Source organism: Ruegeria sp., assembly GCF_040830605.1.
GTDB lineage: Bacteria > Pseudomonadota > Alphaproteobacteria > Rhodobacterales > Rhodobacteraceae > Ruegeria.
This window is the reverse complement of the sequence record NZ_JBFOMD010000012.1, coordinates 168283-187638: the sequence shown is the minus strand read 5'-3', so window position 1 is coordinate 187638 and position 19356 is coordinate 168283. Positions and strand designations below refer to the sequence as shown.

The following is a 19356-nucleotide window of genomic DNA, read 5'->3' as shown; positions in this document are numbered from 1 at the left end:
GCTTCTGGGTTAAGCGCCCATCGCCGTAGCGGTGTCCAACATCCGGTTGGAAAAACCCCATTCGTTGTCATACCAGGCCAGTACGCGCACCAGTGTGCCGTCCGTGACCTTGGTTTCGGGCAATGACACGGTCGAGCTGTGCGCATCGTGGTTGAAGTCGGTCGAGATCAGCGGACGGCTTTCCGCGGCCAGAACGCCGGGGATTTTTTTTGCAGCTTCGACAAACAGAGCGTTCACCTCATCCTCGGTGGTAGAGCGGGAAACTTCGACCACCAGATCGACAACTGAGACATTGGGGGTGGGAACGCGGATGGCCTGACCGGTCAGCTTGCCTTGAAGCTGGGGCAAAACCAGACCGACGGCTGACGCGGCGCCGGTTGTGGTGGGGATCATCGACAGCGCAGCCGCACGCGACAGGTAGGGGTCTTTGCCTGCGGTGTCGTGAACCGGCTGGCTGGCGGTATAGGCATGAACCGTGGTCATGTTGCCATGCTTGATGCCGAGACCCGCATCCAGGGCTGCGGCAACCGGAGACAGGCAGTTCGTGGTGCAGGACGCGTTCGAGACAACCTTGTCGTCGGCGGTCAGTTCATGCTCGTTCACGCCGTAGACCACTGTCTTGACCGCCGCATCGCCCCGGGCAGGGGCAGAAATCAGGACCTTGCCGGACCCGTTCTCGAAGTGGCGCGAGGCGGCTTCACGCGTGCGGAAGACACCGGTGCATTCCAGAACCACATCCACGTCGGACCAGTCCAGCGCCTCGGGATCCCGCTCGCTGGTCAGCCGGATCGGGCCTGCGCCAACGTCCAGTTGCGAGTCCGTGAGTTTGACGGGGTTCGGGTAGCGCCCGTGCACACTGTCGAACTCGAACAAATGAGCATTCATTTCGGGGTTGGACAGATCGTTGATCGCAACGATTTCAACATCCTTGCGCCCGGTCTCCATTACGGCGCGCAGGGCGCCACGACCGATGCGGCCAAATCCATTGATAGCGAGTTTGAGTGTCATGTTCGGCTCTCCTGAACGGGTTAGCGCTAACATCTCCAGATCGCAGCAAAAGTCAAGGGGGCAGCGCCTTCAGCGCCAGAAGGCGAGCCAGTTTAAGAATGCGAAGAACTTCTTACCCAGAAACAGCAGATGCTCGGTGCCGTAAAGTGCATAGTCCAACATCAGTGTGCCGAGGATCAGTATCCCGAGCCAAATGGCGATCTGGTTGGTCATTCATGTCCCCGGAAAAAGCACAACGCCCGCTCAGATAACCTGAGCGGGCGTTCAATCTCAAGGGCTTGGGCGGAATTCAGCTTAGCCGGCCCATGGCCACCGAAACGTCGGCCATCCGGACCGAGAAGCCCCATTCGTTGTCATACCAGGCCAGCACGCGCACCATCCGGTTGTCGACCACGCGTGTCTGGTCGGGGGCGAAGATCGAGCTTTCCTCGGTATGGTTGAAGTCGGTCGAGACCAGCGGCGCCGGCTCGTAGCCCAGAACGCGTTGCATCGGGCCCATGGCGGCGTCCTTCACGATGGCGTTCACTTCCTCGACGGTCACCTCGCGCGCCGCGCGGAAGGTCAGGTCGACGGCAGAGACATTCGGTGTCGGCACCCGGATCGCCGAGCCATCCAGACGCCCCTTGAGGTTCGGCAACACCTCGCCCAGGGCCTTGGCAGCGCCAGTGGTGGTCGGGATCATCGACATCGCCGCCGCGCGGGCGCGGTAGAGGTCGTCATGTCGGCGGTCCAGCGTCGGCTGGTCGCCGGTATAGGCATGAATGGTGGTCATGATACCGTGTTCGATGCCGATGCCTTCGTCCAGCACCTTGGCCAGCGGCGCCAGGCAGTTGGTGGTGCAGGACCCGTTCGAGATCATCCTGTCCTCGGCCTCCAGCGCGTTGTGGTTCACGCCGTAGACGATGGTCTTGTCCACGTTCTTGCCAGGTGCTGACAGCAGCACCCTGTTTGCGCCGCGCTCCAGATGTGTCTTGGCCTTGTGTCCATCATTGAACTTGCCGGTGCATTCCAGAACGACGTCGCAGCCTTCCCAGTCCAGCTCTTTCATTTCGTAGGTCGAGAACATCTGCATCGGGCCGCGGCCCAGATCCATGGTCTTTTCGTCCACGATGATGTCCCGCGGAAAACGTCCGTGGATGCTGTCGTATTTCAGAAGATGCGCCGTGGTTTCCAGCGGGCCGGTTGCGTTGACCTTGATCACTTCGATGTCGTTGCGCCCCGAGGCGGCAATATGCGACAGGGTGCAGCGGCCGATCCGGCCAAAACCATTAATACCGACCTTGATGGTCATCTTGCGTCTCCGAATACACTCATTTCGACGCCATATAGCGATGACGTGTCGATCCAGAAAGGGGAAAAATGCCGCATTTTTAGAGTGTTAGCGCAAACTTGCCACGATTGCGCTAACGCTTGAGCTTGGCGCCGGATCAGGTAGGGTTCAGATGCGGCAGATGAGTGAAAGGGCGCGCGGATGAGTGGTCTTCTGGCCTTGTTGGATGATGTGGCGGGTATCGCCAAGGTGGCGGCGGCCTCGGTTGACGATGTGGCGGCAGCGGCGGGAAAGGCGGGTGCCAAGACCGCCGGAGTGATCATCGACGATGCGGCGGTGACGCCGAAATACGTTCAGGGCTTTGCCCCGGCGCGGGAACTGCCGATCATCTGGCGCATCGCGCGCGGATCGCTGTTCAACAAGCTGATCCTGCTGTTGCCGGTGGCGATGCTGCTGGCCAATTTCGCGCCATTGCTGATCACGCCGCTGCTGATGCTTGGCGGTGCTTACTTGTGTTACGAAGGGGCGGAAAAGATCTTTCACGTGCTCTTCCCGCACGGCAGTCACGTGATCGAAGAGGACATGAGCATCAAGGACCCGGGCCATCTCGAGGAGCAGAAGGTCAAGGGCGCGATCAAGACCGATTTCATCCTGTCTGCGGAGATCATGACCATCGCGCTGGCGGCCATCGAGGTGCCCAATGTCTGGATGCAGGCGGCGACGCTGGCCGTTGTGGGCATCGGGGTGACCGTTGCAGTCTATGGCTCGGTAGGGCTGATCGTTAAGATGGATGATGTGGGGCTTTTTCTGGCCAAGAATGCCCCCACGCCCATCGGGCGCGGATTGGGCAACGGGTTGGTGAAGTTCATGCCGGTTCTGATGAAGATCCTATCGGTGGTTGGCACTGCGGCGATGCTGTGGGTCGGCGGTTCGATCATCATCCACGGGCTGGAAGTGCTGGGCTTTGGCTGGCTGGGTCATCACATTCATGACTGGGCCTATGCGGCAGGTCATGCGGTGTCCGAGCAGTGGACCGGTGTAGTCGAGTGGGTGTCCAAAGCGACGATGGACGGGGTGTTCGGTCTGGCGCTGGGGCTGGTCCTGATCCCGTTTGCAACCAAGGTGATCGCGCCGCTTCTTGGGGCGGTATCAGGAAAGAGCAAGGCGCATTGAAACAGCAAGGGGAGGTTCGATGAGCCGCCCCTCTTTCGATGATGATTGATTGCTGATGTCGGGACTGGCTGCCCCTCACCCTGGCCCTCTCCCCCGAGGGGAGAGGGGACGCCTGTGACGGGGTTAGTCCAGTAGGTCCTTGACCTTGGCAACGGTGGCCTCGGCGGTGATGCCGAAATGCGCGTAAAGCTGGCCCGCAGGGGCCGAGGCGCCGAAGCTGGACATGCCGATGAAGCCGGCCTTGGCCTCGCGTCCGCGCTCGCCCAGCAGCCAGTGATCCCAGCCGCCTTCGCGGACAGCGGCCTCGATGCCGACGCGGACCGGGCCGGATGGCAGGACCTTCTTGCGATAGGCTTCGTCCTGCTGGGCAAAGAGCTCCATGCAAGGCATCGAGACGACGCGGGTGCCGATGCCGTCGGCCTCGAGCTTGGCCTTGGCGTCGAGCGCAATGGAAACCTCGGAGCCGGTGGCGATCAGGATTGCCTGACGCTTGCTGGTCGCTTCGGCCAGAACATAGGCGCCCTGAGCGCTCAGGTTACGGGCCTTGTGGGCGGTGCGCACGGTGGGCAGGCCCTGACGGGTCAGCGACAGGACCGTGGGGCTGTCCTTGAAAGTCAACGCCATTTCCCACGCCTCGGCGGTTTCCACCGTGTCGGCGGGACGGAACACATATGTGTTCGGTGTCGCGCGCGAGATAGCCAGATGCTCGACCGGCTGGTGGGTCGGACCGTCTTCGCCGAGACCAATCGAGTCGTGGGTCATCACAAATACCGACGGGATCTTCATCAGCGCGGCCAAACGCATCGCAGGGCGAGCATAATCGGTGAAGCACATGAAGGTGCCGCCGTAGGGGCGGATGCCGCCATGCAGCGCCATGCCGTTCATCGCGGCTGCCATGCCGTGCTCGCGGATGCCGTAATGGATGTAGCGGCCCTTGCGGTTTTCCGGCAGGAACACGCCCAGATCTGCGGTCTTGGTGTTGTTCGAGCCGGTCAAGTCGGCCGAGCCGCCCACGGTCTCGGACATCACTGGGTTCACCACGCCCAGCACCTTTTCGGACGACGCGCGGGTGGCCAGTTTCGGCTGCTCTTCCGAGATTTGCTTCTTCAGCGAGCGGATGGCACCCGCGAGCTTTTTCGGCGCCTCGAAGGCGTAGGCCCGGTTGAACTCGGCCTGCTTGCGTTCCGAGATCGAGGCGACCCGCTCTTCCCACGCTTGGCGGTCGGCAGCGCCACGGGTGCCGATGGCCTCCCATGCCGACTTCACATCCGTTGGGATTTCGAAGGCGCCATACGCCCAGCCATAGGCATCCTTGGCGGCCTTGAGCTGATCGGCATCGGTCAGTGCGCCATGGCCCTTGGAGGTATCCTGCGCGGCGTGCCCCAATGCAATGTGCGTCTTGCAGGCGATCATCGAGGGTTTCTTCGACTTCTTGGCCTGCGCGATGGCGGCGTCGATGGCCTTGGGGTCGTGGCCGTCGATCTCGATCACCTGCCAGCCCGAGGCGGTGAAGCGGCGGACCTGATCGGTGCGGTCGGCCATGTCGACGGTGCCGTCGATGGTGATGTTGTTGTTGTCCCAGAACACGATGAGCTTGCCCAGCTCATGACGGCCTGCAAGGGTGATCGCTTCCTGGCTGACGCCTTCCATCAGGCAGCCGTCACCGGCGATGACATAGGTGTAGTGATCGACGATCTTCTTGCCGTAATGGGCGCGCTGGATTTCCTCGGCCATGGCGAAACCGACGGCATTGGCGATGCCCTGACCCAGTGGGCCTGTGGTGGTTTCGATCCCGTTTGCCAGGAAATTCTCGGGGTGGCCCGCGGTCCTGGAGCCCAGCTGGCGGAAGTTCCTGATCTCGTCCAGCGTGATCTCGGGGTTGCCGGTCAGATAGAGCAGCGAATAGAGCAGCATCGAGCCATGACCTGCCGACAGGATGAACCGGTCGCGGTCCGGCCAGGCCGGGTTCGCGGCATCGAACTTGAGATGCTTTTCGAACAGCACGGTGGCCACGTCGGCCATGCCCATCGGCATACCGGAATGGCCGGAATTGGCAGCCGAGACGGCATCGAGAGTGAGGGCACGAATGGCCGAGGCCTTGACCCAGTGGTCAGGGTTCGCGGTGCGCAGCGCAGTCAGGTCCACGGGAGTTTTCCTTTGGATTACGGGCGGATTGCGGGCTCAATACCATTCACCCTCCAAAGTGCAAGCGGAACTGGCCGAAAAGGGGTCTGTCTGCATCAGAAGCGCCCTCCAAGTGCTTGAAAGCAAAGGGGGGGTATTTTCCCGTCCGTTTCGGTAGACTAGAGCTATCACCAGGCGGAGCCGATTCGGGGCCGCCCAAGACGAATACGAACCTTGGAAACAAAGGTGGGGCATGAGCCAGATCGAGGAATTGCAAAGCCGTATCACCGCCGCCATGGAGCGCATCAGTGCCGGTGTCGAGGCGCTGAGCGGTCGGCCCGCGCTGGCGGGGGATGCCGATCAGAGCCTGAGCGAGGCGCTGGAAGAAGAGCGGATCGCCAATGCTCAGCTGGAAGAACGGTTGAAAGCACTGAAGGAACGTCATGCCGAAGAGGTTGGGGCGTTGCGTGACGGGTCTGCCGGGGACGCTGACACCGAGGCGCTGAAGGCCGAGCTGGAAGATCTGCGGGCACAGGTTGTCGACCCGGAAGAGATGGAGCGCCTCAAAGCGGATCTGGCGGAAGCGACGGCCAAGCTGATGGCGGTTGAGGCGGCGCGGGCCGAGTTGGCCGAAGCCAAGGCCGTGCTGGAAGGCAGCGATGAGGTTCCGCTATTGAAGGCCGAGATTGATGCGCTGCGGGCGCAGTTGGACGCGGTTGAAGATGTCGAGCCCTTGAAGGCTGAAATTGGGGAACTCAAGGCCCAGTTGAACGCTGGCGAAGACGTCGAAATGCTCAAGCTCGAAATCGAAGCCCTGCGCGGGCAGGCGGAGGGTTCGGAAGACGTGGAAGCGCTGCGCACAGAGAATGCCGCGCTCAAGGCCGAACTGGCCGATAGCGAGCGGGTCGCCGAACTGAGCGCCGAGCTTGAGATGCTGCGCGCCGAACGGGTCAGCCATGGTGAGGCGATGTCTCGATTGGACGGTGATCTGCAGCGCTTGCGCAAATCGAACGATCAACTGCGCGAAACCATTGCCGAGCTGCGGCAGGCGGGCGAGGCCGGGGTGGCCGATGCCGAACTGCTGAACAAGGCGGTGCAGACCGAACTTGAGGCGGTAAGCGCTGCCCGGGCCACCGATGCTGCCGAAGCGCATGCGGTGCTGGCGCGGCTTGAGCCTTTGTTGGCCAATGCCAACCTGGCGGAAGGGGAGGTTGAGTGATGCCGGAACTGACCATTCATATCGGTGGCCGCGGTTTTGAGGTGTCCTGCCAGGACGGCGAGGAATCCTATCTGCAGGCGGCGGCCAAGATGCTTGATGACGAGGCACAGGTTCTGTCCGACCAGATCGGGCGCATGCCCGAGGCGCGGATGCTGCTGATGGCCGGGCTGATGCTGGCCGACAAAGCGGCTGCAAACGACGACCGGATCAAGGCGGTCGAGGCCAAACTGGCCGAGCGCGACGCCGAGCTGATGGCTTTGCGCAACGCGCCAAAGGCCCCGCCGGAACGGGTCGAGGTGGCGGTGGTTCCGCCCTCGGTCACCGACACGCTGGCCGAACTGGCCGCGCGGGCGGAATCGCTGGCCGCCGTAGTCGAAGAGAAAAGCCAGACCTGATGCGGGGCAGAGGCCTCGCGCCGGTGCTTGCGCTGGCCGTGCTCACGGCGGCAGGCGCGCGGGCTGAAACCGCCGTCAGTTCGGTGGTTTTCACCTGTGAGCGGGGCGTGACCCTTCCGGTCATCTATATCGATCCACCGGACGAGCCGGGGCTCGCCGCCATGATGGTGGACGGCAAGCTGGTAGCGATGCGGCAGGCGCGCAGCGGGTCCGGTGTGCGCTACGTGGTGGCTGACGAGCAGGACGGTTATTGGCTGCGGGTCAAGGGCCGCGACGCCACCGTGAGATATCTGGCGGCGGATCACACCGCCAGCGAGCAGGTTTTGCTGAAGGAATGCCGGTCTGACTGATCAGGCGTTGGCTTCGCGGATCTTGTCGGCGGCATCCTTGTTGTAGCCCACTTCGTTCTCGTCAAAGAGGGTGTCCAACTCACCCGACAGCGTCATCTCGGTGATGATGTCGCAGCCACCCACGAACTCACCCTTCACATAGAGCTGCGGAATGGTCGGCCAGTCGGAATAGTCCTTGATGCCCTGACGGATCTCGTCATCGGCCAGCACATTCACGTCGGTGTAGTCAACGCCCATGTAGTTCAGCACACCGGCCACACGCGAGGAGAACCCGCATTGCGGCATCTCCTTGGTGCCTTTCATGTAGAGCACCACGTCATTGGCTTTGACGGTCTCGTCGATGCGGGTCTTAGCTTCGCTCATCATTCGTTTCCTTCTCGCGCGCAGTTGCGGCAGATGTCTTGTCGTTCGGCAGGTCTTTTACCCAGCCTTCCTCTTCCAGTCTCCGGTGTTCGGCCTGCGCCAAGGCCACCGGATCCAGCCCATGGCGTTCGATGCCCGCGACCTTGCTGATTTCATCCGGCTCAGGACGCATCTCTGACAGGGGCCGCTTTGCGTTGCGTTTCAAATAGGCCTCAAAGAGCGCGGCGGCAACCACCAGAATGACAATCCCGCCTGCGATCCAGAGCAGCCAGCCGCTCATTTCTTTGGCGCCATGGCTTTGGCGTAGTCCTGCGGGTCTTTGCTGACTCGAATAGGAATGGAATGCCCGCGTCCGGCAACCTCGCCTCCGGTCACAAGGGTGTCTCCCTGTCCGGGCTTTACTCCGCGCCTCGATTTGGGCCGATTTCGAGTGAAACTGCTTCGGACTGCAAAGACGACCCCGATGCAGGTAATCAGAGCACAGGTGAGATATACCCAGCCGGCAAAGGTCACTCAGGCACTTTCGTGGTCAGCGCCAGCGCGTGCAATTCGCCGTCCGGGCCGTCCATCTTGCCCTTCAGCGCGGCGTAGACGGCGCGCTGCTGCTGGACCCGGTTCTTGCCGCGAAAGCTCTCATCCACCACCATTGCGGACATGTGAACGCCATCGTTGCCGCCAACCTGAATCTCCGCATCGGGAAAGGCCTCGCGAAGCAGGTGTTCGATCTCGTGGGCACTCATCGGCATGTAGGTTTCTCCTGAAGGTCTTTCTCAAGATGTAGAGCGATGCGAGAGGGCGCGCAAGGGAGCGCGGCGCTTGTCTTCTTCTTGCTGAAAATACGCAAACGGCGCGCCTTTGGGGCCGGGCGTGCCATGCGCATTTCTGGCAAGAAGAAGCATTGGATCTGCGCCCTTGTCAGGCGACGGCGGCTGCGAAGCTGGTGCGGAAAGTGGCGGTCAACTCCTCCAGCGGTGCCTCGGAAGCGCCGATGCGGACGCTGTCGCCGGTGAAGCGGCCCACCGAGGCCAGCGGCACACCGGCCTGGCCGGCGGCGATCATCAGGGCCTCGGCCTGATCGAAATTGCAGGCGACCAGATAGCGGGCCTGGTCCTCGCCAAACAGGATCTCGGTTGGAGCTTCGTCCAGATGGACGCCCACGTCTGCGGCCTCGGCGAGTTCAAAAGCCGCCAGCGCCAGTCCGCCGTCGCCAATGTCGGTGCAGGCCTTGATCATGGCGCGGTTGACGCGGATGAAGTCTCCGTTCCGGGCCTCGGCGTCGAGATCGACATGGGGGGCATCGCCTTCTTCACGGTTGAAGACCTCGGCCAGCAGGGCGGACTGGCCCAGATGGCCCTTGGTTTCGCCGATGACGAGGGCCACATGGCCGTCGCGTACCTCGTTGCCGATTATGTCGTCGGTGTGGTCGAGCAGACCCACGGCGCCAATGGTAGGGGTGGGCAGGATCGCGGCGCCATCGGTTTCGTTGTAGAGCGAGACGTTACCCGACACGATGGGCATGTCGAGGGCCGCACAGGCGGCACCGATGCCTTTGATGGCGCCCACGAACTGGCCCATGATCTCGGGCTTCTCAGGGTTGCCGAAGTTCAGGTTGTCCGTCGAGGCCAGCGGTTTGGCGCCCACGGCGATCAGGTTGCGATAGGCCTCGGCCACCGCCTGTTTGCCGCCTTCCTCGGGGTTGGCGCGCACGTAGCGCGGGGTCACGTCCGAGGTGAAGGCCAGCACCTTGTCGGTGCCGTGCACGCGGATCATGCCCGCGCCGAGGCCGGGCGTGCGGGCGGTGTCGGCCATGACCATTGTGTCGTACTGCTCATAGACCCATTGCTTGGCCGCGTAGTTGGGCGATGCGAGCAGGGCGCGCAGGCCGTCTAGTGGATCGATCTGAGGCACGTCCGCAAGCTCTTCGGTTGCCGGGGTCGGCTCCCACGGGCGGTCGTATTCGGGGGCGGTGGACGAGAGCTTCGACAGGGTCAGGTCCGCCTTGACCTCACCATTGTGGACGATCAGGAAACGATCCTCGGCGATGGTTTCGCCGACGATGGCGAAATCGAGGTCCCATTTCTCGAACACCGCGCGGGCCTCGGCCTCTTTCTCGGGCTTGAGCACCATGAGCATGCGTTCCTGAGATTCGCTCAGCATCATCTCGTAGGCGGTCATGTTCTCTTCGCGCTGGGGTACCGCGTCGAGGTCCAGCTTGATGCCGAGGCCACCCTTGTCGCCCATCTCAACCGCCGAGCAGGTCAGGCCTGCGGCACCCATGTCCTGGATCGAGATCACGGCGCCGGTCTGCATCAGTTCCAGACAGGCTTCCATCAGGCGCTTTTCGGTAAACGGATCGCCAACCTGAACGGTGGGGCGCTTTTCCTCGATTGTGTCATCGAACTCGGCTGAGGCCATGGTAGCGCCGCCGACGCCGTCGCGGCCGGTCTTGGCGCCCAGATAGACCACAGGCATGCCGACGCCCGAGGCGGCGGAGTAAAAGATTTTGTCACTGTCCGCGAGGCCAGCGGCAAAGGCGTTCACGAGGCAGTTGCCGTTATAGGCGGGATGGAAGCGGACCTCGCCGCCAACGCAGGGCACGCCAAAGCAGTTGCCGTAGCCGCCGATACCCTCGACCACACCATTGACCAGTTGCCGTGTTTTGTGGTGGCCGGGCTCGCCAAAGCTGAGCGCGTTCATTGAGGCGACGGGGCGCGCGCCCATGGTGAAGACGTCCCGCAGGATACCGCCCACTCCGGTGGCCGCGCCCTGATAGGGCTCGATGTATGACGGGTGATTGTGGCTCTCCATCTTGAAGACCACCGCCTGACCATCGCCGATATCGACCACGCCTGCATTCTCGCCGGGGCCGCAGATCACCTGGGGCCCCGAGGTGGGCAGGGTGCGCAGCCATTTCTTGGAGCTTTTGTAGGAACAGTGCTCGTTCCACATGGCCGAGAAGATGCCCAACTCGGTAAAGGATGGCTCGCGCCCGATGATCTCGAGGATCATGTCGTATTCCTCGGGCTTGAGCCCGTGAGCTGCGATCAGGTCCGGTGTGATGGCGGGCTCTTGCATGCGTCTGTCCTGTCCCCAAGCTGGCCTAAGTTGAGCGCCTTTTAGGGCAAGGGCGCGGCGGGGGAAAGGGGCGGAAGGGCGCAGGGGTCAGAAGCGTTGCCCGACATAGATATAAAGCGTGTTTTCCTGTTCGCTATTGCGGCTGACATCGACAGAGAAGTCCAAGGGGAATTTCCTGGACACGCGGTAGCGGGCGCCGATGCCATAGGCGCTGTGGGTGCCGCCCGCATCCAACTCGCTGAATTCCGGGCCGACCTGACCGACGCCGCCGAACGCGACCCCGCCGAGGCGTTTCGTGAACCGATGCCGGTATTCCAGTTGCAGCGAGGCGGCACGCAGGTCCAGGAATTGGGTGGCGGAAAAGCCGCGGAAGCCGTCGGTAGTCCCCAGCCCGCATTGATCGAAGAACGGCGCCTCGGCCGAGGCGGCGCAGACCGAAGCACGGGCGGCGAGCACACCCTTTTCGGACACTGGGAAATAGCGGGAGTAGTTTACGTAGCCTTTGTTGTAGTCCTGTACCAGACCGCTGAGCGCGATGCCTCGCGAGGCCGAGACATGCAGTGCGTGGCCGCGTGTGGGATAGATGGTGTCGTCGCGCGTGTCCCAGTCGGCGACCAGACCAACATTGAGGATCTCCACCTCAAGGAACTGATCGAACGGGGGCGGGATTGGCGGCAGTCCGGCAAAGGCCGGGGCGACAGTGGTATCCAGATAGCGAAAGCTGGGCCCGAAGGAGAGATCGGGTGTTACGCCATAGGAGACGCCGATCTGCCCCAGCACCCCGTCCTGCCGGACCGGCAGGATGCCGGCGCCGGTGTAGAGGTCGTATTGCACATCGGCGCGAGCAAAGAGCGTCTTGATGATCCAGCGGTTGTCGTGGAGATACAGGTTCAGCGCCGCCCCGGCGGCCTGCGAGCCGTTATCCGACCGCAGAACCGCAGCCCCGATAACCGACGGGTCCGAGCCTTCGTCCAGTTGAAACAGGTATCCGGCGCCCAGTATCAGTCCGGACCCAATTGTCGGGTTCGAAAACGGAATGGGTGCGACCACGAACGACCCGTTGCGAATGCCAACGGTCTCGGACGCGTGCGGTTTGTTCAGCTGACCGACCTCGGCATCCAGCACGCCCGGTGCTTGGGATCGCGAGGGTGTACCGGCGATCGACAACGCAGCGGCCAAAGTCAGGCCGCCCACCATCCCGAGCGATGATTTCAGCGCTTGCAGCATGACCTACGCACCCGTGGGGCGTTCGCCTCCTTATGGCTTGTTGACCTGTTGGTTGACCGCTTCGCCCGCAGCGGCACCAACGGCCGCCTTTTGCGGTTCGGACAGGTCGGTCTCATCCAGACCCGGAATGGCCACGCGCACCTCGCGGCGGGCAAAGTCGATCCCGTTGTCCCTGAAGGCGGCCTTAACCCGATTGAAGATCTCCTTGCGCAGGGTGAACTGCTTGCCGGGCTTGGCCATGAACTTGCCGCGGATGATCATGCCGACGTCGTCGAAGTCAAACACGCCCTGCGACTTGAAGGGCTGCAGGAAGCCATCCTTGTGCACCTCGTCCTCCATCATCTCGGCGCCGATCTTCTTGAAGATCTTCTTGACCTTGTTGGGATCGGTGTCAAATGGCACGGTGAACTTGAGCTTCATGATCACCCAGTCGCGGCTGAAATTGGTCAGCTTCTGAATCTCGCCATAGGGGATCGTATGAACCGGGCCACGGTGGTGACGCAGCTGCATCGAGCGGACCGAGATCTTTTCGACGGTGCCCATGGTGCCGCCCACATCGACGTATTCGCCCACACGAAACGCGTCATCGATCAGGAAGAAGATCCCACCCACGATGTCGGCGACCAGCTTTTGTGCGCCGAAACCGATGGCCAGACCCAGAACACCGGCGCCAGCCAGAAGCGGCGTGATGTTGATACCCAACGCACCGAGCGCCAGCAGACCGAAGATGACCGCGATGGTTATCTGCGCCGTGACCCGGATCAGGGGTAGAACCGTCGCAAGGCGCGACCCTCCGGCACCGCCACCTTCGCCACCGGCTTCCTCATCCAGCGCCTCCGCTGCGGTCTGTTCTTTGGCGAGCCGACGGTTGATCCAGAGCGAGACCACCTCGTTCATGATATAGCCGACCGCAATGATCAGCAGAAATTCGATGACCGCTCCGCCGACTTCGGCGCCAACACCTGCCGAAGCCACATGGCGCAAGTCCAGTTGCCAGGCGCGGGCAATCATGAAGACGACGAACAAGCCTGCGACCACGCGACCAATGCGGATATAGCTGCGCTTGGCCGAACGATAAGCGCGTTCGGCGAGTGGGCCTTCACCTGACATCGGTGGTTGCAGGTGGCGCACAAGCCCACGAATTAGGGTGTCAAGCGCGGGCGCGATCAACAACCAGAACATGGTCGTGAAATGTGACCCGTGAACCAGCACCGCAAGGATAGCCGGGTCATTCTGCGCAACCAGGAATTCGACCAGAAGCCAGATCACCACCGACACACCGATCGCGAAGTAGGGGTAATAGTGGGCAACCTCCTCGTCGAATCTGGTGCGGTCCGGGTCGGTGCCCAGCATCATCTGTGACAAACCCACACGCGCGGTCCAGGCGATTACGCCGATATAGACGTGAATGGCCGCGTTCAGCCAGAACCCGATGCGCGTATCTTCTCCGGTAACACCGTTGAGCGCGTTGAAGCGCAGGACGAACAGAGTGAGGCCGATCAGAAGAAGCAGGCCGATCAGGTTCCGGTGCAGGTATTTGGCCCAGTGGTCGTCCACATTCACCAGTCTGAAATGAGGTTTCCTCGGGGCCAGCACGAACCGGGACACCGCCGCGCCAAGGCGTGGAATCCAGATCAGGTAGAACACGAACGGGGCGGCGTAGGTGATCTGGTCCGGTGTCAGCATGGCGCGCCCGGCGGCCCGGATCACGACGTAGAAAACCACCAGCCCGGCGATTTCATGGCAAAAGCGGCGGAACAGGTACCGGACCGCGCCCCAGAGGTCAGCCTCGGTCTGAGTGTCCGATTGATCGTGCCATCTGCGCGTCAGGTAGCCGAACAGCCTCTCTGCAACATAGCCGATGGCAAGGACCGAGATGACCAGACCCAGTAAGACAAGCGCGCCCGTCGACCCGAAGGTTGTTGCGAAGTTGCCGAAGGCTTCGGCCTGTTTGCTGAAGATATTCGGCAGGGTCGTCAGAACATGCGTCCACGAGGCGACCATTTCGGCCCAGATCTCGTTAATCTCGGTTATCGGATCCTCGTGATCGGCGGCAGAGGCTGCTTGTTTTTCGGCCACCGCATCAAGGCGTTCCAGCAATAGCGCACGCACCTGATCGTCGGACATCCGTGCCACCAGACCATCCACCTGCTCGGGTGTCAGATCCTCTGGAACAACCGGTACTGCCACCGCGCCTTGCCCGTTTCCGGATGTGACAGATACCTGGGCCATCGCAGGTAGAGTCAGAAATAGAATGACTAGAGAGGCCAGCAAATGGCGGGCAGATCGGAACATGAACTTTCCCTCGAAAGCGGATTTACTGTTTGTTTTCCACAATCATAGGCAGACACACCGTATTTGCATAGCGATTTCAGGCGGTCATCTTGGGAGGGTCGCCGTAGGGTTCGGCGAAAAAAAAGGCCGAGCACTAAGCTCGGCCGAAGTCCAACAGGGAGGTATGAAGATGATGAGCGTTACAGCATCACCGCCTTCGATTGCCCATTTAGGCATCGCTTTGTGGCCATTCAAGGGAAATTAGTTGGCATTTGAGACATGTCCGATATGACTCTGCTGCATAGCTAGAGTTTTCCCATTTGCCTCAATTGCTTGCGATGCGAAATTATCTCTTCCTGCACGAAATCGCGAAACGCCGCGATCCGTTGTGAATGCCGCAATTCCTCAGGATATGCGAGGTAAACGGGTACATCCGCGCTTTCAATATCGGGCATGACGCGCACAAGATCCGGGAAATCCTCGGTCACGTAATCGGGCAGCACGCCGATGCCCAGATTGTGCAGCACACCCTGCAACACGCCGAAATAGTTGTTCACCGTCAGCAGGGATTGCGGGTTGTAGGTCATCAGGTTCTGCACCAGCGAAGCGCCCGCCCCAACCTGAGCCGAGGATGGATTCTGACAGATCAGCCGGTGATCCTTGATGTCTGACAGAGATTCCGGCGTGCCGACCCGATCCAGGTAGTCGCGCGAGGCATAGAGCAGCATCTGCACGGTCATCAGCCGCTTGCGCACCAGATCGGCCTGGCTGGGTTCTTTCATGCGGATGGCGACGTCGGCCTCGCGCATGGGCAGGTCCAGCACCCGCTCTTCCAGCATCAGGTCGATACTGAGATCGGGATATTTCTCGTAAAGCTTCGGTAGGCGCGGGGCGAGCCAGAGCGTGCCGAAGCCGAAAGTGGTGGTCACGCGCAGCTCTCCGAACACCTCTTCTTCGCTGTCGCGGATGCGGGCAGCGGCGGCGTCCAGACGCTTTGACATGGCGGTCGCGGCGTCGAACAGCAACTCGCCTTGTTCGGTGAGAATCAGTCCCCGCGCGTGACGGTGGAACAGCGTTGCATTGAGCGATTCCTCAAGCGCGCGGATCTGCCGGCTGACCGCCGATTGCGAAAGATTCAGCTTGTCACCTGCGTGCGTCAGGCTGCCTGCATCGGCAACCGCGTGAAATATTCTGAGCTTGTCCCAATCCATCGCCGCAACTTTCGTTATGCGCCGGAAGCCCTATATGAAAGAGGTAACAATTTCCACATTCAAACCGAGAAATCGTTACGGAAGCAGGAAAAATTACCTATACAGGTCAGTTATCATGACCTAATATTGAAGGGACATATCGCACACTAATCCGGCGAGGGGAGACGTCAGATGAGTCAGCCGAAGATTTCACTCAACGACCGGTTCGACCTGTCCAAAAGTCCGGTTCTGCTGAACGGGACGCAGGCACTGGTCCGCCTGATGCTGATGCAGAAGGCGCGGGACGTTGAGGCGGGGCTGAACACGGCAGGGCTGGTGACCGGCTATCGCGGCTCGCCGCTGGGCGCGGTCGATCTGCAGATGAACCGGGCGCAGAAGCAGCTGGCCGAGAATGACGTGCTGTTCCAGTACGGGCTGAACGAGGATCTGGCGGCCACCGCACTCTGGGGTTCGCAGCAGGCCGGGTTGCGGGGCGATGGCAAGCATGACGGCGTCTTCGGTCTCTGGTACGGCAAGGGGCCGGGTGTGGATCGCTCGGGCGATGTGGTCCGTCACGCCAACATGGCCGGAACTGCCCAGCATGGCGGCGTGGTCATGGCGATGGGGGATGACCACACGGGCGAAAGCTCGACCGTGCTGCATCAATCCGAATGGGCGCTGATGGATGCCTATCTGCCGATTGTCAGCCCGGCAGGCGTGCAGGAGATCCTTGACTACGGCATTTACGGCTTTGCGCTGTCGCGCTTCTCGGGGCTATGGGTTGGTCTCAAGACCATGAAAGACACCATCGAGGTGACCTCGGTGGTGGATGGCCGCCCCGACCGGATGCAGCTGGTGGTGCCAAAATTTGACATGCCCGAGGGCGGGCTAAACATCCGCCTGATCGACGACCGTACCCCGCAAGAGGCGCGGATCATCGACTACAAGCGCTTTGCGGCCGAAGAGTTCAGCCACGCCAACAAGATCGACAAGCGGGTCTGGGGCAAGCCCGGCGCCAAGATTGGCTTTGCGGCGGCAGGTAAGAACTGGCTGGATCTGGCGCACGCCATGTCGCTGTTGAACATCGACGCGGATGAGGCCGAGCGGCTGGGGATCACCACCTACAAGATCGGGCAGGTGTTCCCGCTGGACATGAAGGGCTTTCACGACTGGGCCGAAGGGCTGGACCTGATCGTGATCGTCGAGGAAAAGCGCAAGCTGATCGAAGTACAGGTCAAGGAAGCTATCTTTGACGACCGCCGGGGCCGTCGGGTCTATGGCTGGTACAAGGGCGGGGCAGGCGGCATGCATGCCGAAGAGCTGTTTCCGACCCGGGGTGCGCTGGACCCGATCATGATTGCCGAGAAGCTGGGCAAGATCCTGATCGAAGAGGGGCACGATACCGATGGCGTGCGCGCAGGGCTCGATGCGCTGGCTGAGGCGCGCCGGGCGGACAACGCGACCGAGATCGCCTCGCGCCTGCCGTATTTCTGCTCGGGCTGTCCGCATAACACCAGCACCAAGGTGCCCGAGGGTTCGCGCGCTTATGCGGGGATCGGCTGTCACTTCATGGTGCAGTGGATGGACCGGGAATCGAACGGCTTCACCCATATGGGCGGCGAAGGCGCCAACTGGATTGGCGAGGCGCCGTTCTCGACCACCAAGCACGTGTTTCAGAACCTGGGCGACGGCACCTACAACCACTCGGGCGTGCAGGCGATCCGGGCGGCTTTGGCCGCGGGCACCAACATCACTTACAAGATCCTCTACAACGATGCCGTCGCGATGACCGGCGGGCAGGAGAACGAAGGCGGGCTGAGCGCCGAGCGCATCGTCAATGAGCTCAAGGCCATGGGCGTGCAGCACATCGCCGTGGTCTATGACGAGAAAGAGGATGTGAACTTCAAGGCGCTGCCCTCGGGTATCGAGACCCATGAGCGTGCCGAACTGATGAACGTGCAGGAACGCTATCGCGAGATCGAAGGCGTGAGCGCCATCGTCTACATCCAGACCTGTGCCGCTGAAAAACGCCGCCGCCGCAAACGGGGCACGTTCCCGGACCCGGACAAGCGAGTATTCATCAACACCGATATCTGCGAGGGCTGCGGCGATTGCGGGGTGCAGTCGAACTGCGTCTCGATCGTGCCGAAAGAGACCGAGTTGGGCCGCAAGCGCGCCATCGACCAGTCGAGCTGCAACAAGGATTTCTCGTGTCTCAACGGGTTCTGTCCGTCTTTCGTGACGCTTGAGGGGGCAAAGCTGCGCAAAGAGGCAACGACGGATATCGATCTGCCGGATTTGCCAATGCCCGAACTGCCGAAGATCAAGGGCACGCATAACGTGGTGATCACCGGGGTCGGGGGCACCGGCGTGGTGACCATCGGCGCGGTGCTGGCGCAGGCGGCGCAGATCGATGGCAAAGGCGCGGGCATGATGGAGATGGCGGGCCTCGCCCAGAAGGGCGGCGCGGTCCATATCCATTGCCGTCTGGCCAACCAGCCCGACGATATTTCGGCCATTCGCGTGGCGACCGGAGAGGCGCACGCGCTGATCGGTGGTGATCTGGTGGTGAGTGCCGGGGCCAAGACGCTGGGCCTGACCCAGACCGGGCGCACCGGCGCGGTGGTCAATAGCCACGAGATCATCACCGGCGATTTCACACGCGATACCGAGTTCCGTATCCCCACAGGGCGGCTCTCGCTGGCGCTGGAGGCACGGTTGAAAGAGCGGCTGGACATGTTCGATGCCTCGGATCTGGCGCGCGCAGTAATGGGCGACTCGATCTATTCCAACATGATGGTCTTTGGCGCAGCCTGGCAGCGGGGGCTGCTGCCGATCACCCATGAGGCCATCGTGCAGGCCATCGAGTTGAACGGCACTGCGATTGAACGCAATAAGCGCGCGTTCGAGATCGGGCGCTGGGCCGTGCTGCACCCGGAAGAGGTGGCCAAGGTTCTCAAACCCAATGTGGTCGAACTGCCGAAATCGCTGGACGAAAAGATCGCGTTCCGGGTCGATCATCTGCTTGTGTATCAGGGCAAACGGCTGGCTAAGCGCTACACCAAGCTGCTTGATGGGATCGAGGATGCCGGGGTGAAGGAGGCGGTCGCCAAAGGCTATCACAAGCTGCTCGCCTATAAAGACGAATACGAGGTCGCGCGCCTGCTGCTCGACAGTCGCGACAAGGCCAGGGCCGAGTTCGACGGTGATCTGAAGATGACGATGCATCTTGCGCCTCCGATTCTGGGTGGCAAGGGGCCGGATGGGCGGCCCAAGAAACGCGCGTTCGGCGAATGGATGCTGGGACCGCTCAAGGTGATGGCGCGGATGAAGGGATTGCGGGGCACGCCGCTGGACATTTTCGGCTATTCCGCCGACCGCCGGATGGAGCGGGCGCTGATCCGGCAATATGAAAAGGACATGAAAGAGGTTCTGCCGAAGCTCGCGTCTGAGACCCGCGACGCAATTACTGCGCTGGCCCAACTGCCGCTGGACATAAAAGGCTTTGGCCCGGTGAAGATGGCGAACGAGGCCAAGGCAGCGAAACGGCGCGAGGAATTGCTGGGGCTGATCCGGCAGGGCGGGCCTGAGATGAAGAAGGCGGCGGAATAAACCGTCACAGCCCTGTCACGAAGGCTATGCAAAATTGCTGCCTGTCCCTATCTATCGGGCAGCAATTCGGAGACCG

At 61.7% G+C, this 19356-nt stretch carries 16 protein-coding genes; 5 read left to right on the top strand and 11 right to left on the bottom strand.

The window, feature by feature from the left end; all coding sequences use genetic code 11:
* Positions 1 to 9: 9 nt before the first annotated feature.
* The 3 genes from gap (AB3N21_RS17630) to gap (AB3N21_RS17620) all read right to left on the bottom strand — a co-directional run bounded on the left by gap (AB3N21_RS17630) (position 10) and on the right by gap (AB3N21_RS17620) (position 2299).
* Entirely contained in the window at positions 10 to 1008 is a 999-nt protein-coding gene (gap, locus tag AB3N21_RS17630; protein ID WP_171180261.1) for a type I glyceraldehyde-3-phosphate dehydrogenase, read from the bottom strand.
* A gap of 69 nt (positions 1009 to 1077) precedes the next feature.
* Complete coding sequence (locus AB3N21_RS17625; protein ID WP_171180260.1) at positions 1078 to 1221, bottom strand: hypothetical protein; 144 nt, start codon at positions 1219 to 1221, stop codon at positions 1078 to 1080.
* A 76-nt stretch (positions 1222 to 1297) separates the two neighbouring features.
* On the bottom strand, positions 1298 to 2299 hold the full coding sequence (gap, locus tag AB3N21_RS17620) for a type I glyceraldehyde-3-phosphate dehydrogenase (RefSeq protein WP_367936445.1): 1002 nt from the start codon (positions 2297 to 2299) through the stop codon (positions 1298 to 1300).
* Positions 2300 to 2479: 180 nt separating this feature from the next.
* Between gap (AB3N21_RS17620) and AB3N21_RS17615 the strand changes: the two genes are divergently transcribed.
* Positions 2480 to 3451 (top strand): DUF808 domain-containing protein, encoded by a 972-nt coding sequence (locus AB3N21_RS17615; protein WP_367936444.1) that lies wholly within the window; start codon positions 2480 to 2482, stop codon positions 3449 to 3451.
* 123 nt (positions 3452 to 3574) lie between these two features.
* Here the strand turns inward: AB3N21_RS17615 and tkt are convergent, their stop codons facing one another.
* On the bottom strand, positions 3575 to 5596 hold the full coding sequence (tkt, locus tag AB3N21_RS17610) for a transketolase (RefSeq protein ID WP_367936443.1): 2022 nt from the start codon (positions 5594 to 5596) through the stop codon (positions 3575 to 3577).
* A gap of 232 nt (positions 5597 to 5828) precedes the next feature.
* Between tkt and AB3N21_RS17605 the strand changes: the two genes are divergently transcribed.
* Genes AB3N21_RS17605 through AB3N21_RS17595 form a run of 3 tightly spaced genes read left to right on the top strand, consistent with a single transcriptional unit; the run spans position 5829 to position 7539 of the window.
* Positions 5829 to 6794 carry a hypothetical protein gene (locus AB3N21_RS17605; RefSeq protein ID WP_367936442.1) on the top strand — a complete coding sequence of 322 codons (966 nt, stop codon included), beginning with the start codon at positions 5829 to 5831 and terminating at the stop codon, positions 6792 to 6794.
* Positions 6794 to 7189 (top strand): cell division protein ZapA, encoded by a 396-nt coding sequence (locus AB3N21_RS17600; protein WP_367936441.1) that lies wholly within the window; start codon positions 6794 to 6796, stop codon positions 7187 to 7189. The genes AB3N21_RS17605 and AB3N21_RS17600 overlap by 1 nt, the downstream gene beginning before the upstream one ends.
* Positions 7189 to 7539: an MliC family protein gene (locus AB3N21_RS17595; RefSeq protein WP_367936440.1), complete on the top strand. Its 351-nt coding sequence runs from the start codon at positions 7189 to 7191 to the stop codon at positions 7537 to 7539. Before AB3N21_RS17600 ends, AB3N21_RS17595 begins: the two co-directional genes overlap by 1 nt.
* Here the strand turns inward: AB3N21_RS17595 and grxD are convergent, their stop codons facing one another.
* The 7 genes from grxD to AB3N21_RS17560 all read right to left on the bottom strand — a co-directional run bounded on the left by grxD (position 7540) and on the right by AB3N21_RS17560 (position 15689).
* Positions 7540 to 7902 (bottom strand): Grx4 family monothiol glutaredoxin, encoded by a 363-nt coding sequence (grxD, locus tag AB3N21_RS17590; RefSeq protein WP_367936439.1) that lies wholly within the window; start codon positions 7900 to 7902, stop codon positions 7540 to 7542.
* Positions 7889 to 8182 (bottom strand): hypothetical protein, encoded by a 294-nt coding sequence (locus tag AB3N21_RS17585; RefSeq protein WP_367936438.1) that lies wholly within the window; start codon positions 8180 to 8182, stop codon positions 7889 to 7891. The genes grxD and AB3N21_RS17585 overlap by 14 nt, the downstream gene beginning before the upstream one ends.
* Before the next feature lie 229 nt (positions 8183 to 8411).
* Positions 8412 to 8648 carry a BolA/IbaG family iron-sulfur metabolism protein gene (locus AB3N21_RS17580; protein WP_152457878.1) on the bottom strand — a complete coding sequence of 79 codons (237 nt, stop codon included), beginning with the start codon at positions 8646 to 8648 and terminating at the stop codon, positions 8412 to 8414.
* A 169-nt stretch (positions 8649 to 8817) separates the two neighbouring features.
* Entirely contained in the window at positions 8818 to 10977 is a 2160-nt protein-coding gene (gene purL / locus AB3N21_RS17575) for a phosphoribosylformylglycinamidine synthase subunit PurL (protein ID WP_367936437.1), read from the bottom strand.
* A gap of 87 nt (positions 10978 to 11064) precedes the next feature.
* A complete protein-coding gene (locus tag AB3N21_RS17570; protein WP_367936436.1) occupies positions 11065 to 12204 on the bottom strand; it encodes a BamA/TamA family outer membrane protein in 1140 nt (379 codons plus the stop codon).
* Between the two features lie 30 nt (positions 12205 to 12234).
* A complete protein-coding gene (locus AB3N21_RS17565) occupies positions 12235 to 14499 on the bottom strand; it encodes a mechanosensitive ion channel family protein (protein ID WP_367936435.1) in 2265 nt (754 codons plus the stop codon).
* 284 nt (positions 14500 to 14783) lie between these two features.
* Positions 14784 to 15689, bottom strand: coding sequence for a LysR family transcriptional regulator (locus AB3N21_RS17560; RefSeq protein WP_367936434.1), 906 nt, complete (start codon positions 15687 to 15689; stop codon positions 14784 to 14786).
* A 171-nt stretch (positions 15690 to 15860) separates the two neighbouring features.
* Here AB3N21_RS17560 and AB3N21_RS17555 point away from each other — a divergent pair, with 171 nt between their 5' ends.
* Positions 15861 to 19280: an indolepyruvate ferredoxin oxidoreductase family protein gene (locus AB3N21_RS17555; RefSeq protein WP_367936433.1), complete on the top strand. Its 3420-nt coding sequence runs from the start codon at positions 15861 to 15863 to the stop codon at positions 19278 to 19280.
* Positions 19281 to 19356 lie beyond the last annotated feature (76 nt).